This window comes from Tistlia sp., assembly GCF_040905785.1.
Taxonomy (GTDB): domain Bacteria; phylum Pseudomonadota; class Alphaproteobacteria; order Kiloniellales; family DSM-21159; genus Tistlia.
The window spans coordinates 202,980-217,004 of sequence record NZ_JBBDQW010000072.1; the positions used below are offsets into that span (position 1 = coordinate 202,980).

Sequence of the window (14,025 nt, forward strand, 5' to 3'; positions counted from 1 at the left end):
TGGTTTCGCCGCTGCCTGGGTGCCTGCGGGGCGTGCCGGCTGCGGTACCTTCGCCTGCCGGGCCGCCAGGTCGGGGCCGGCAGCAGGCGCGAGGGCCAACACCAGGCGATCCGGCGGTGCGCCGTCTATAGCCACTCCGGCGGCGAGGCACAAGGTACCGGGCGCCGCCTGCCGGGCTCGGGCCGTCCGCCGTTCAACCGCGCCGGGGCGGCCGGCTCAGCAGCTCGGCCCATGCCAGGCGCATGCCCGTCAGGGCCGACCCGACCTCGCCGGTGCGGCCGAGCGCGAGGCCGCGCAGCGCGCGCACGAGCGGCTCCAGGATCAGGGCCGAGGCTGCGACCAGGGCGGCCGGGAGCAGGGAGAAGTGCTTCGCCGCATAGCGCACCCGGCTGGCGAGCAGGTAGCCGAGGCGCCGCGCCGGGATCTGCCGCGTCGTGCCGCCGCCGACGTGCCTAACCGCGGCCTCCGCGACGTAGTCGCTGCGCCAGCCGGCGTCGGCGGCGCGCTTCGCCAGGTCGACGTCCTCGTAGTAGAGGAAGAACCGGCGATCGAAGCCGCCGAGCGCCTCGAAGAGCGGGCGGCGGATCACGAAGAAGGCGCCGATCACCTGGTCGACCGCGCGGGTCTCGCCGTGGTCCCACTCGGACAGGAAGTGCGGCGGGAAGGCCCGCGGGAACAGCCGGTCGAGTCCCAGGCTCTGGGCGAGGCTGCGGCCGGGCGTCGGGAAGCGGGCGCAGTGCCGCTGCACCAGGCCGGCGGCGTCGAGCGTGCGCGCGCCGGCCAGGCCGACCCTGGCGTTGCCCGGCTTCTCCAGGTGGGCGACCAGGCTCGCCACCGCGCCCGGCAGGATCTCGACGTCCGGGTTGAGGAACAGGATGTAGGGCGCGCTGCCGGCCGCCGCCCCGACGTTGCAGCCGCGCCCGAAGCCCAGGTTCTCGGCGGGCGTGAGCAGTTCCAGCGGCAGCTCGCCCTCGGGCAGGGCGGCGGTCGAGCCGTCGGACGAGCCGTTGTCGACCACGACCAGGCGGCGCAAGAGGACACGATCGGCCGGGCTGGCGCCCAGGCTGGCGAGGCAGCGGCGCAGCAGCTCCCCGGCGTTCCAGTTGATCACGACCGCATCGACGCGGGCAGTCGACTCGGCCGTTCCCACTGGGCACGTGCCGGGGTGGGCCGGCCGCGCGTTCGGCTCGTGCGGCATGAATGACGGCTTGATCACTGGGCGGTTCTGTTCCAATTGGGGGCCGAACTTCGGATCGGACTCCATGCGCCTGTACCAGCAGTTCGTCAACGAACCCGACGACCGCTTTCCCTTTTCGCACGGCTCGCAGCTGACCGATCTCGGGGCCTCCGGCCTTGCCTGCGTCTGGTTCAGCGGCAGCCTGGAGGGCCATGGCGACGTCGTCGGCCGACTGTCGCGCCTGCATCCGGGCACGGACCCCCTGCTCGGCCCGCAATGGCAGGCCGGCGAGACGATCGCGGCGCACCCCGGCCGCGCCGTCGGCAACCCGGTGCTGCACCTCGGAGGCGACGGCACCTGGCATCTCTTCTACGTCGCCTTCCCGCCGCGGCAGGCGCGCGAGACGCAGCTCCTCCACCGCCGCTCCCGGGACGCCGGGTGGACCTGGAGCGAGCCTGTCGAGCTTGCGCCCGCCGGGTTCCCGCCCCGGCCGGGTCTCTGGCCGCGGCACCCCCTCCTCGTTCACGAGGGCGCCTGGTTGCTGCCGCTCTGCGAGATCGACCGGCGGCCGCCCCGTTCGCTGCTGTGGCGATCGAGCGACGAGGGCGCGAGCTGGCGGGAGCTGGCGCTGCCGAAGACCGACTCGCTGATCCAGCCGGTGCTGATCGGCACGCCGGGCCACGGCCTGCAGGTCTACCTCAGGGACATGCGCTGCCGCGCCATCTACCGGATGGTGTCGAACGACGGCGGCACCAGCTGGTCCCGGCCGCGCGCCCTGGACCTGCCCAACAACAACTCGGGGATCGCGGTGGTGCCGCTGGCCAGCGGCCGCCTGGCGCTGGCCTTCACGGACCAGCAGCGGCGCGACCGGCGCTCGCCGATCGTCGTGGCGCTGTCGGAGGACGGCGGCGAGACCTGGCCGCTGCGCCGCACCCTGGTGCCCTTCCTCGACGTCGCCGCCGCGCGCGTACAGTACTCCTATCCCTCGATGGTTCAGCGGGCCGACGGCAGGCTCCACCTGACCCTGACCTGGCGGGCCGAGCGCGTCGCCCATTTCGTCTTCGATGAGGACTGGATCCGGCAGGGCGAGCCGCGCCTGGCGAGCGTCTGGCCGGCGACGGCAGAGGCGCCGCTCGCCGCTCTGCGCCGCCTCGATCTCGGCGAGACGGTCTATCTCGCCGACAAGACGGTGCAGCTGGTCGAGGCGCCCGAGACCTTGCGCGGCGCGCTCGCGCTCTGCCCGCTGAACGACGAGCTGCGGCGCGAGGGCACGGGGCCGGAGGCCGAGATCGCCTTCGAGCTGCATCGCCCGGCACGGCTCGTGCTGGCGGTCGACGCGGAACTCCGGCGCCTGCCGAAGTGGATGGCGCGGATGAGCCCGCTGGCGGGCGAGCTGCGCACCGACAGGGCCCGCTTCCGGCTGCTCACGACAGCCCTGCAGCCGGGCCGCCACCGCCTGGGCGCCAACGCGGCACCGCCGGCCGGCGGCGGCCACGCCATGTACTTCGCCTACCTTCTGGAAGAGCCAAGCTAGCCGCGGCGGCCGAGCGCCGCCTGGGCCTTGCGCAGGACGATGCCGGCGAACTGGCGCGGGTGCCCGACGGCGAGACGGGCGGCTTCCTGGGCTCTCTGCCCCAGGCCGCGGGATGCCGGATCGCCTGGCGAGGCCGACGGCTTCGTCCCGTTTCGACGCGCGCGCTTCTGTGCCGCGCCCGCCTGCTTCCCGGCCAGGCGCTCCTGCTTGAGGGCCTGGTCATTCTGCTTGAGGCCGCGCCGTTCCTGCAGCTGGGCCGGGTCCTTTTTCTTCTTCGCCTTCTTGTTCTTCTTGCCTTGCGGCGTCTTCCGGCCCTGCGCGAGCGCCCGGACCTTGGTGCGGGCGATGCCGGCGAACTTCCAGGGATGCAGGATCGCGAAGCGCCCGACGTCGAGGGCCCACAGCACCAGCTCGCCGTCTGTCCGGATACCGCGCCGGGCGCGGAAGCTCTCGCCGCTCGGCAGCTCCCGCGGCCGCTCGGGCGCGTTTCGCTTGCGCGGCAGCGCATAGCGCACGGTGGCGATCTTGTGCAGCCGGTCGTCCGACAGGCGCACCTCGGCGAAGCGCGTGGCGGTATCGATGTCGAGGACCGTGCGCGGCAGGTCCCCGGCCGGAAGCAGGTCGTTGTCCAGCTGGAACAGCGCGGAGGGACGCAGCAGCCCCTCCACCACGTCGGCCTCGACGGCGGCACGCTCGATCTCGCCGCTGCGGACGGCCTCGCGGAACCGCTCGTCCCAGGCGCCGGCTCCCGGCGCGGTCGCGCAGTACCAGGGTCGCGCGGTCAGGCGCCGGCAGTCCACGATCCCGCCGCGCTCCGGATGGTTGTAGGGCAGGGGGCGCCAGCCGGTCAGGGCGGCGCCCTCGATCTGGGCGTCGGCAGCCTCATGGAAGTCGCTCGCCAGCAGCGCCATGGCCTTGGCTGCCAGCGCAGCGTATTCCGGAGCGCCCGGGTCGACGGCGAGCGCCGCCTGCAGGCCGAGGCGCACGCCCGGAGACAGGCGGAGCGCGGCCGCCGGCCCCTCGAAGGGATCGCCGGGGGCCGCCAGGACCATGGACTGCGCCGAGAGCCAGACCGTCGGGCCGCCGGCCGCCTCGCCGCTCAAGACCGAGAGCAGGGTCGCCAGGCGCCGTCCCGGAGCGGGTTCGACCTGCCAGCGCGTCGGCGGCGCCTTCGGCGGCAGCGTCGACAGCAGGCGGATCTCCTGCCGGTCGCCGAGGGCCTGGCGGAGCTCCTTGCCCACTAGCCTTCGCTGGACCCGACCGACCCCCAGGTCATCCACCAGGAGCGAAAAAGGGTTCATCGTCAGGCTGCGGCCTTGAGGCTGTAGACGTGCTTCAGGAAGTGCTTGTCCAGATGCCCGGCGGCGATCTCCCGAAGCAAGCGGAAGCGCGAGAGGTAGCCGGCCCGCATCGCGCGCACCAGCCAATCCGACCAGAGATCGGTCAGCGGGTGCTCCGGGCTCTTCCAGGGCTGCGAGCGGACGTGACTGAAGTGCACCAGCTTGGTGTCGTCGCGCACGATGTTGTAGTGGTTCCAGCGGGGATCGAGCGGCTGGATGCGCGACTGGTCCATGTGGTCCAGCTTCATGAAGTTGCGATAGTGGATCTGGCCCTCCGCGAGCGGCGTGCGGTTCGGCACGACCTTGTCGAACATCGTCTCGGGGTCCCAGTCGCGCAGCTTGTCGCAGTTCAGGACCATGACGCTGGTCTGGTTGGCTCGCTCGATGACCTTGCCGCCGAAGGTGCCCTCGGCGTCCTGCACGCAGGCGATGGCGTGGCTGTCGTCGATCTGCTCGAACAGCTCCTTGATGTCGGTGAAGACCAGCTGGTCGGCGTCCAGGTAGACCGCGCGACCCTGGTAGCCGCACATCGAGGGCACCATGAAGCGCACGAAGCCGAAATTGGTGCCGCCAATGCGCTGGGCCTGCTGGGTGGTCGGCAGAATCTCGGCGTCGAGCGACATCGACTGCCGGATCGAGTAGATCAGGACCTGCTGAGGCACGTACTGGTTGGCCTCGGTTCCGATGACGATCTTCATGTCACTCGCGCCCCCTCGTCAAAACGTCGTCTAGCGGCACCTCTCCGCGCAGGACGTCGTACTGGTAGTCGACCAGGTGGTAGCCGACGATGCCGGAGAGGCTGATGACGCGCACGCCCTTCTGGCGGAGGAACTCCTGGATGACCAGGCCGCCGTAGACGTAGGCGTCGTAATTCCGTTCGTTGCCGCGCTTCAGGACCTCGTCGTCGCGGAACTGGTCCTTGTCGTAGGCGGCGTAGTGCTTGCCGCCGAGCGTGCGGCTGTCGCAGCCGATCGTGAAGATCGTCGAGGCGCCGGCGATCCAGGCGATCTGCAGGGCGGCGTGAAGAGAGCAGCCCTCGCGCATGTAGATCAGCTCGTCGGTGTCCTTCGTCTGCGTCCAGATGTCGTCGATCTCGTGGGACCAGTCGAAGTAGTAGAAGAAGGGGTGATCCCAGTCCGCCACTTCGGCCCGGTTCCGGCCCGACGCCTTGACGATCGGATAGCGGATGCCCTTCAGGTTCTCGTGGTAGGGCGCGGTGATTGATCGCCCCTTGTGCGCGTAGAGCTGGTGGTGCATCAGCGCCATCGGCGTCACGGCCGGGTGCGCCTTGTAGGCGTCGTTCAGCGACAGGCAGATCTTGTCTTCCAGGAAATCCATCGGGAAGACGTTGATGCTGGGTCCGGTGCCGACGATGTAGATGTCCTGGCCCGCATAGACGTCTCGAAGCTCGCGAAGCCGCATCGCTATTCCTCGTTCGGTTTGACTGCGACGACCCGCATGTCCCGCGGATTGCCGCGCTTGAACAGCGCCGGCTCCTCGCGGACCTCGACGAAGCCGGCGCGCTCGAGCTCCGCCCCCAGCGTGCGCGGGGTCCAGCCCCAGCGATGGCACATCAGGGGATCCTTCCAGGCCGGGTCGCCGTAGAGCACGAACATGGTCGTCCGCCAGCCGTCGCTGGCGTCGGCCAGCCGCCCCTCGTCCTCGACGATCTGCTGCGCCGCGTAGGCCAGGTTCGGGCATTCCAGCTCGATACGGCCGCCAGGCTTGATGACACGGCGCCACTCGGCCAGCAGCTCCTGGACCTCCCAGTAGTAGAAGTGCTCGATGACGTGGACCGACAGCAACTCGTCGGCGTAGCCGTCCTCCAGCTTCAGGGAGCGTAGGTCGCAGAGCAGGTCGGGCGCGGCGCCCTTGCGCGAGGGCGCGACGTCGACGTTGACGTAGCCCGGCAGGTTCTTGTCGCCCGATCCGAGGTTGAGCCGCACCTTGCCGTCGTCGGGCGGCGCCTGGAACCTCGGCCGGGCGGCCTTGCCGGCCCCGGTCTTGGCCTTGCCCGCCGCCTTGGCGGCGCGCCGGGCGGTCTTGTCCTCGGCGGGTTCACCCTTCGCGGCCGCGGATGTCGCCTCGGGCGCCGTCCTGCCGACCAGTCTCTTGACCATCGTTAGCATCAGATCGCTCTCTATCCTTGCCGATCGCCCCTAGGGGTGCCGCAAGCGGCGCAGAAGCTCCAGGAAGAAATGCTCGTACACCTTGGTGATCCGCTCGATCGAGAATAGCGGAGCGGCCGAGCAAAAGCACTCGTGGATGGCCTGGCGGAGGTCGTAGTCCAGAAGGCGGTCGAGTTGCCGTTCGAGCTGCTGCTCGGTGGCGAAAAAGCGCACGCCGCCGGGGTCCGTCTCCTGGTAGGAGACGTCGGCGCTGCTGACGATGCAGGGCGTGCCCAGGGCCAGGAAGTTCGCCAGCTTGACGTTCGACTTGTAGCGGTTGGGCAGGTAGCCGGCGCTCTCGCCCTCGCGCGCCGCGAAGCCGATATCGATCTCCGCGTAGTCCGTGGGATTGACGAGGAAACGCAGGCCGCGCGCCGCGCACAGCCGCTCGATGACCTCGCGCCAGGCGCCCAGGTAGCTCTCGTTGCCCTCGTATGCGACGGTGCTCACTTCCGGGCGAATCGGGTGCGGGGCCAGGATGGGGTTCGAGTGGTGGTAGATGTAGGTCGCGTTGCGCGTCAGCGGCCGCAGGTCTGTGTACATCGCGCGGTTCGCCAGGATATGCGCGTGAAAGGGCAGCAGCTCCTGCCAGCGCTCACGGAACACCGCCTGCGCGTCGGCGCGGCTGTGCACGCGCAGGGTGTCGTCCGGCTGCGCCCAGCCGTCGACGACGTCCAGCACGAGAATCTTGCCGGCCTGCAGCAGCCTCTCCTGGACCTCGAGCAGGGGTCGCTTGACGAAGCAGAAGATGTCGTAGGCGTCGAGGTCGAGATCGGAGATGTCCTGGGCACCGTACCAGTTGGCGCGCTGCCGGCTCATCTGGGCGCCGCGCACGATCCAGGAGCCCGCGCGATTGCGGCCGGTGAAGCAGACTCGCACCGGCGAAAGGGGGGCCTCCGCCGGAGGCGATGCAGCGAGCGCAGCGGTCACGCCGAGAGGATTTCCTTGTCGTGCCGGATCGAGCGCCCGACGGGTGAAACGGAGCCGGTCAACACCCCCTGTCCTCGCCGTCGCCTACCGCGGGAGCGCCTGTCGGCCGCTCGGGTTCAGGGGCCGAGCGGCGCTCGGGAGGACGGGCGGCGATGGTGGCGGGGGCGCTGCCCTTTGATGGCGGTCCGTCTAGCATCCCGTCCGGCCGACCGCAATCGCGATTGACAGCTTGTGAGCCCCTCTGCATCAGACCCGCCAGGGCGCGCGGGCCGGCCTCCCAAGTGCCAGCGCGCACTGCGCCGAACGACAGGAACGAAGTGACCGCGATCGGGCAGGGCCTCAGGGAGAACCTCAGCCGGGCTGCCGTCGCCGGTGGAGTCGCGGCCGCGCGGCTGCGCCGCCTCCTGCGCCCGGCGCGCGGGGAGGGGGCGCCGCGGGTGGTCTTCTTCGCGCACCTGAGCCAGGACGTCGCCGTGCTGGCGCCGCTGCTCGCCGAGGCGGCCCGGCGGCGCGACCTTGTCGCCGAGGCCTGGGCGACCGCCCGCCTGCAGCAGACCCACCCGGCGTCCCTCGAGTTGCTCGGCGCCGCGGGAACCCCGGTCCGTATCGTCGGGCACCAGTGGCTGCTCCTCGGGGCGGCGCCGGGCCTTGCGGCCTTCGACGCGCTGGTGACCGCCTCGGAGTCGAGCGCGCCGCCGCACCGCGTCGGCCACGCCCTGACGCGCGTCGCCGAGGCCGCCGGCCTCGCCACCTTCACGCTGCAGCACGGACTCGAGAACGTCGGCCTCACCTACTTCGACGCCGTCCATCGCCAGGTGCGCTTCGCTTCCAGGACGGTGTTGACCTGGGCCGAGCCGGATGGGCTGCCGGCGGAGGTGCCCGAGGCGACGCGGGCGAAATGCCTGGCGGTGGGGCGGCCGGATTCGCTGCCCGCCCGAGGGCTCTTGCCGGGCGGGGACGGGCGCCCGCTTGTCTGCGTCTTCGAGAACCTGCACTGGCACCGCTACGACGAGGCCTACCGCGCGGCCTTCTTCGACGATCTCGAGCGGGCGGCGGGCGAGCGGCGGGACCTGCGCTTCCTGCTCCGCCCCCACCCGGCGATCGGCGCGCGCAGCGCGGACCACGCGCGGCGCCTGGGCGCACTTCAGCGCGTCGAGGTCCTGGAGCCCGGCGATCCCGACCTGGGGCAGCTCACGGCCGCCGAGCTGGCCGCCGGCGCCCTCGCCGTCGTCACCACCCCCTCGACCGCCGCCCTCGATGCCGCCTGCGCGGGCCGGCCGGTGGCCGTGGCGGCCTACGGCCTCGCGTTGCCCGCCTACCGGCCGCTGCCGCTGCTCGCACGATCGGCGGACTGGCTCGACTTCCTCGAGGGCGCGGCCGAGGGCCGAGAGGAGCTCCAGGCCGCGGGACGCGAGTTCCGGGACCGCGTGCGCCTGCCGGGAGACGCCGCGGCGCGGGCCCTCGACCGGATCGTCGAGGGGGCCCGGGGCTAGCGCGGCGTCACCACTCCGGGATGCCGCGCAGCCGGTCCCGGATGCGGTGGAACCAGGGCGCCCAGGTGGTGCGGCGGCGCAGGGCGCAGCGCAGCTTCCAGGACCTGTCGCTGCGCTGGTTCTGGAGCCGTCGCAGGTAGGGCGGCAGCCAGGCGCGCCGGGCGACGAGGATGCCGGCGATCGGGTGCCCGATCCAGCGCGGCAGGTCGGGGCTGACGTGTCCGGCGTTGATCTCCTGGGCGACCGTCGCCTCCGCGATCTCGCCCGCCTCCAGCGCCTCGCGCAGCGCGGCGTACCAGAGGCCGCCATTGCGGTTGTAGGGATAGACCCAGGGCTGGCGCGGCATGTCGGTATAGTGCAGCAGGGCGGTTTCGCCGGGCTGGTAGCGCTCGAGGCTGTTCCAGCGCCGCGGCAGGCTCTCGCCCTTCTTCTCGTCCGGCACGAAGCCGAGCTCGTAGACCAGCTTCTCGTAGCTGTAGCGGCCGGCCTCAAGGTCGGCGATCAGGGCCTCGACGTCCCAGTCCAGCCGCGCGCAGTCCATCAGCAGCACGGCGTAGCGGGCCAGCCGGCCGCGCGCGGTCTCCTGTGCCGTACCGAGCACGCCGAGCGGCCCCGGCATCGGCCAGCGCCACAGCTCGCCGATGTCGCTGAACACCAGCATGTCGGCATCCAGGTAGATGGCGCGGCCGCGGTAGCCGCAGTGCGCCGGTATCGCGAAGCGGTGGAAGGTAAAGCCGGTGCGCGAGCGCAGGGCGGGGTCGCGCGGCTCCGGGACCTCCAGGACGTCCAGCGGCGTGATCTCGACCGCCCGGCCGGCGTGGCGCCGGATACTCGCCGCCAGCACCTGGTAAGCAAGCACCTGATTCTCGTCGGTGCCGACGAAGACGCGCACCCGCCCCCCCGGATCGTCGTTGCCGCGCTCGGCCGGGGAGGAGGGCTGGCTCGCCACTGGCTTTTCCGCAACCACTCGGTTTTCCGCGACCACTGGGTTTTTCCGGGCTGCCAGGACTTTCCGGGACTCCTGGGCTTTTCCAGGAGGATGCCGTCCTGGCCGGCTACTGCTAGCGGCGGCACCCCCGCCGGTCAACCGGCTTGCCCTGCCCCGAAATGGTCACGACCGAGGCGGGTCCCGTTCGTTGACGGCCTGACGGATCGGGTGCATAGGGCGCCGCCTTCGCTTCGCGGCCGGAAATCCGCCCCCATGGTGTTCAGTTCGGTCAGCTTCCTCTTCTATTTCCTGCCTGCGGTGATCCTCGGCTACTACCTGCTTCGGGGGCGCAGGCTGCGGAACGGCTGGCTGCTCCTGGCGAGTCTCGTCTTCTACGTCGCCGGCGGCGGCGCCTTCGTCTTCGTCCTGCTCGCCTGCATCGCGGTCAACTACCTGCTGGGCCTGCTGGCGGGCCAGGCCCGGGACCGGCGGGACGCCTGGATCGTCGGCGGCCTCAGCGTGGCGACCAACCTCTCGATCCTCGGCTACTACAAGTATTCGAACTTCCTTCTCGACCAGTACAACGTCGTCGGCGGCGTCGTCGGCCTGGCGCCCGAGTCCTTCGCCGCGGTCGTGCTGCCGATCGGCATCTCCTTCTACACCTTCCAGGCGATGAGCTACGTCTTCGACATCCTGCTCGGCGTCTCGCGCCCGAAGCGCAACCCGCTGGACTTCGCGCTCTATGTCGCCATGTTCCCGCAGCTGATCGCCGGCCCGATCGTGCGCTTCCGCACGGTCGAGGAACAGCTCGGCCACCGCCGAGAATCCTTCGACGACTTCGCCCGCGGCGCGCTGCGCTTCTCCTGGGGCCTGGCCAAGAAGATCCTGATCGCCGACCAGGTCGGGCTGATCGCGGAGGCGGGCTACGGCGGCGAGACCGAGTGGACGAGCGCTACCGCCTGGCTGGTCGCCGTCGCCTACACGGTGCAGCTCTACTTCGACTTCTCCGCTTACAGCGACATGGCGATCGGGCTGGGGCGGATGTTCGGCTTCCGCTTCCCCGAGAATTTCGCCCGCCCCTATTCGGCGGTCTCCATGACCGACTTCTGGCGGCGCTGGCACATGACGCTCTCCACGTGGTTCCGCGACTACCTCTACATCCCGCTCGGCGGCTCGCGGGTCTCGTCGCTGCGGATGTACGCCAACCTCGCCCTGGTGTTCCTGCTGACCGGCCTGTGGCACGGCGCCGCCTGGACGTTCGTGCTCTGGGGCGCCTACCACGGCGCGTTGCTGATCGCCGAGCGGGTCACCGGCCTGCGCGTCCTGGCGCCCGAGCGCCTCGCCGGGCTCCGGCGCCCGGCGACCCTGCTGCTGGTGATCCTGGGATGGATTCTCTTCCGGGCCAACAGCATGGAACAGGCGGAAACGATCTACGATAGCCTCTTCGCCTTCTCGGGCTGGAGCCTCTCGCCCAACGTCGCGGCGGTGCTGACCAACCAGGTCCTCGCGATGCTGGCGCTGGGCGCGGCGTCGGTCCTGCTGCCGGGGGGCTTCGTCACCGGCCTGTGGCTCCAAGAGGCGAGCGGCAGGACCGCGACGCTGGCGCGAGGCCTTCTCGTCTTCGGATTGCTGCCGTTCGTGCTGATTTACGCCATGGTCCAGACGTTCAGTCCCTTCCTGTACTATCAGTTCTGAGGGAGGGCCCGATGGCCCGCCGCAATCTGAAGCGTGTCCTGGGCGGCCTCCTGGTTTCGGCTGCCTTCGTCGGCCTGCTGTCGCTGCCGCTGGCCGCGCGTCTGGCGGGGGTCCCGCCGGCGGAGGTCGAGAACCGGCCCCTCGCCGAGGCGCCGCCGCTCCAATCCGAGGATGTGCTGGAGCCCAACTACCTCGACGGCACCTGGGGCACCTTCCTTCAGGACCAGCTGGCCTTCCGGGAGTGGGCCCTGCACGCCAGGGCGCTGGTGTCGCTCCACCTCTTCGGCGAGAGCACCAGCCCGCGGGTCCTCGTCGGCGAGGAGGGTTTCCTGTTCTACGACCAGGAGATCGACCGGGGCTGCACGGAGAAGATCGCGCCGGCGGAGCAGCTCGTCGCCAACGCGCGCGTCTGGGCCGACTACTTCAGAAGCAAGGGCGGCGAACTGCTGCTCGTGATCGTCCCGGACAAGGCGATGGTCTACCGCGACAAGCTGACGCCCGGCCAGCTCCAGCGCTACGCCTGCGTCGACCGGAAGAACGAGGCGGTGCGCGCGGGCCTCGCCGCGATCGAGAGCCTTGCGCTCATCGACCTCTATGCCGAGTTGAAGGCAGAGGCGGGGCGCAGCCCGGAGCCCATCTACTTTCGCACCGACACCCACTGGAAGTGGCGCCATAGCCTGACGATGGTCGAGCGCATTCTCGAGCACCTGAAGCCCGGGCTCTTCGACCCCGCCGACATCGTCCCCATCGACTCGCAGGCGCAGACCGATCTCGCGCTGATGCTGGGCCTCAGCAAGCGCGTCACGGTCACGGAGTTCGAGGCGGAACGACCCGGCGTCGAGCTGGATGTCGTCTTTCCCTCCGATTCCGTTCCGCGCGTGGCGCGCGGCAGGGGGCCGCCCGGAACCGACTTCGCCGAGCCAGCCATCTTCCTCGCGGATTCCTTCTTCAACCGGTCGAGAGCGGCGCTCGAGCCCTACATGGCGGAGCTCGTCCATCTCCGCCTGGAAGAGATCCAGTCGCCGGATGCCGCGGCGGCGATCCGGCGGAGCCGCTCGTTCATCGTCGAGGTCGCGATGCGCAACGTCTATGAGCTCTTCACCGAGGGGCTGACCCCCGAGACGCTCGAGCGGGTCACGGCCCGGCAGGAGGCCCTGCAACCTTAGGCGCAGGCTCGCGCAGCGGCCCCATCCCTGTTGACAGCGCCGGTCGCTTCGACCACGTTCCCGGCATCCTGCACCGGCTGTGCGCTGCGCCTCGCGCCCCGCGGATCCGGCGCAGCGCCGCGACCGCCCGGAGTGCCCTCGCAATGACGATCATCGTAACCGGCGGCGCCGGCTTCATCGGTTCGGCCGTCTGCCGGCACCTGGTCGCGCAGGCGGGCCGCCAGGTCGTCAACTTCGACAAGCTGACCTACGCCGCCGACCTCGGCACGCTGGCCTCGATCGAGGAAGACCCGCGCTATCGCCTGGTCCGGGGCGACATCGCCGATCGCGCAACGGTGCGCCGCCTGATTGAGGAGTGCCGTCCCTCCGCGATCATGAACCTGGCTGCGGAATCCCACGTCGACCGCTCGATCGACGCCGCCGACGACTTCGTGCGCACGAACGTCCAGGGCACCTTCGTGCTGCTGGAGGAGGCTCGCCGCTACTGGGCGGCCCTCGAGGGCGACGAGCGGGAGGCGTTCCGCTTCCTGCACATCTCGACCGACGAGGTGTACGGCTCGCTGGGGCCGGAGGGCCTTTTCACCGAGACCACGGCCTACGATCCCTCCTCGCCCTATTCGGCGACCAAGGCGGCCTCGGACCATCTGGTGCGCGCCTGGGGGCGCACCTACGGCCTGCCGGTCCTGGTCACGAACTGCTCGAACAACTACGGGCCCTACCAGTTTCCCGAGAAGCTGATTCCGCTGATGTGCCTGAGGGCGCTGCACGGCCAGGAGCTGCCGGTCTACGGAACAGGCGAGAACGTCCGCGACTGGCTGTTCGTCGAGGATCACGTCGAGGCCCTGGTGGCCGTGCTCAGGGGCGGTCGCGTCGGCGAGACCTACAACATCGGCGGCGGCTCGGAGCGCCGCAACCTCGAGGTCGTCCACGGCCTCTGCGACCTGCTCGACGAGCTGGCGCCGCCGTTGCCGGCCGGGCCGAGGCGGGAGCTGATCCGCTTCGTCGAGGATCGGCCGGGCCACGATGCCCGCTACGCTATCGACGCGACCAAGATCCGCGAGCAGCTCGGCTGGCAGGCGCGCCACGACTTCGCCGCCGGCCTGCGCGCCACGGTCGAATGGTATCTGGCGAACGAGGCCTGGTGGCGGCCTCTGCTCGAGAAGACCAATGCCCTGCAACGCCTCGGCGCGGCCAGGCGGCAGGCCTGATCCAGCCGGCGCCGGGGTGCCGTGGCCGTCCCGTAGCTTCGCCGCGGGCGCCCGGACCTCCCGCAAGGGGGGCCGTTTCGGGGATCGACCGGAGGCGGATCGAACTTCCTCGTCAGCCGCGCCGCGGCGCCAAATCACTTCGGCATCGCAATTTCCTCGCTTCCCGGCTAAGTTCGCCCGTCCTCGGCGTAGCGTTCTCCGCGGATGATCCGGTCAGGAGGGTGGCTGCGGCGGCGGACCATGTTTTTCCGACGCTGGCCGCGGAGTCACCATACGCGAGGGGCTTGATGACTCTGCCTTGGGGAGCCACGTAGGATGCTCACCCTGCGCCAAGCGGCAATGCCGGGACTCGCCCGGCCTCTCCTTTTGTCGGCGACGATCGCCCG

The 14,025-nt window shown here is 70.7% G+C and carries 12 protein-coding genes; 5 read left to right on the top strand and 7 right to left on the bottom strand.

Features of this window, described 5'->3' with window-relative positions; genetic code table 11:
• Positions 1-193 precede the first annotated feature (193 nt).
• Positions 194-1,111 (bottom strand): glycosyltransferase family 2 protein, encoded by a 918-nt coding sequence (locus WD341_RS16805; RefSeq protein WP_368426637.1) that lies wholly within the window; start codon positions 1,109-1,111, stop codon positions 194-196.
• A gap of 151 nt (positions 1,112-1,262) precedes the next feature.
• Here WD341_RS16805 and WD341_RS16810 point away from each other — a divergent pair, with 151 nt between their 5' ends.
• The gene (locus tag WD341_RS16810; protein ID WP_368426638.1) at positions 1,263-2,711 is read left to right on the top strand and encodes an exo-alpha-sialidase; all 1,449 of its coding nucleotides are present in this window, start codon (positions 1,263-1,265) and stop codon (positions 2,709-2,711) included.
• Here the strand turns inward: WD341_RS16810 and WD341_RS16815 are convergent.
• The 5 genes from WD341_RS16815 to WD341_RS16835 all read right to left on the bottom strand — a co-directional run bounded on the left by WD341_RS16815 (position 2,708) and on the right by WD341_RS16835 (position 7,098).
• Positions 2,708-3,952, bottom strand: coding sequence for a hypothetical protein (locus tag WD341_RS16815; protein WP_368426639.1), 1,245 nt, complete (start codon positions 3,950-3,952; stop codon positions 2,708-2,710). The genes WD341_RS16810 and WD341_RS16815 overlap by 4 nt on opposite strands.
• 62 nt (positions 3,953-4,014) lie before the next feature.
• Entirely contained in the window at positions 4,015-4,749 is a 735-nt protein-coding gene (locus WD341_RS16820) for a glycosyltransferase (protein WP_368426640.1), read from the bottom strand.
• Between the two features lies 1 nt (position 4,750).
• Positions 4,751-5,473: a hypothetical protein gene (locus WD341_RS16825; protein ID WP_368426641.1), complete on the bottom strand. Its 723-nt coding sequence runs from the start codon at positions 5,471-5,473 to the stop codon at positions 4,751-4,753.
• A 2-nt stretch (positions 5,474-5,475) separates the two neighbouring features.
• Positions 5,476-6,171 carry a methyltransferase domain-containing protein gene (locus tag WD341_RS16830; protein WP_368426642.1) on the bottom strand — a complete coding sequence of 232 codons (696 nt, stop codon included), beginning with the start codon at positions 6,169-6,171 and terminating at the stop codon, positions 5,476-5,478.
• A gap of 39 nt (positions 6,172-6,210) precedes the next feature.
• Positions 6,211-7,098, bottom strand: a complete 888-nt coding sequence (locus tag WD341_RS16835; RefSeq protein ID WP_368426643.1) for a hypothetical protein — start codon at positions 7,096-7,098, stop codon at positions 6,211-6,213.
• 368 nt (positions 7,099-7,466) lie between these two features.
• Between WD341_RS16835 and WD341_RS16840 the strand changes: the two genes are divergently transcribed.
• Entirely contained in the window at positions 7,467-8,642 is a 1,176-nt protein-coding gene (locus tag WD341_RS16840) for a hypothetical protein (protein WP_368426644.1), read from the top strand.
• Between the two features lie 7 nt (positions 8,643-8,649).
• Here the strand turns inward: WD341_RS16840 and WD341_RS16845 are convergent, their stop codons facing one another.
• Positions 8,650-9,591: a hypothetical protein gene (locus WD341_RS16845; protein WP_368426645.1), complete on the bottom strand. Its 942-nt coding sequence runs from the start codon at positions 9,589-9,591 to the stop codon at positions 8,650-8,652.
• Positions 9,592-9,843: 252 nt separating this feature from the next.
• On the opposite strand from WD341_RS16845, the gene WD341_RS16850 reads away from it, so the two are divergent.
• The 3 genes from WD341_RS16850 (at position 9,844) to rfbB (ending at position 13,639) form a co-directional block, all read left to right on the top strand.
• Entirely contained in the window at positions 9,844-11,265 is a 1,422-nt protein-coding gene (locus WD341_RS16850; protein ID WP_368426646.1) for an MBOAT family protein, read from the top strand.
• Between the two features lie 11 nt (positions 11,266-11,276).
• Positions 11,277-12,431: a hypothetical protein gene (locus WD341_RS16855; protein ID WP_368426647.1), complete on the top strand. Its 1,155-nt coding sequence runs from the start codon at positions 11,277-11,279 to the stop codon at positions 12,429-12,431.
• A gap of 143 nt (positions 12,432-12,574) precedes the next feature.
• Positions 12,575-13,639, top strand: a complete 1,065-nt coding sequence (rfbB, locus tag WD341_RS16860; protein ID WP_368426648.1) for a dTDP-glucose 4,6-dehydratase — start codon at positions 12,575-12,577, stop codon at positions 13,637-13,639.
• Positions 13,640-14,025: the final 386 nt, after the last annotated feature.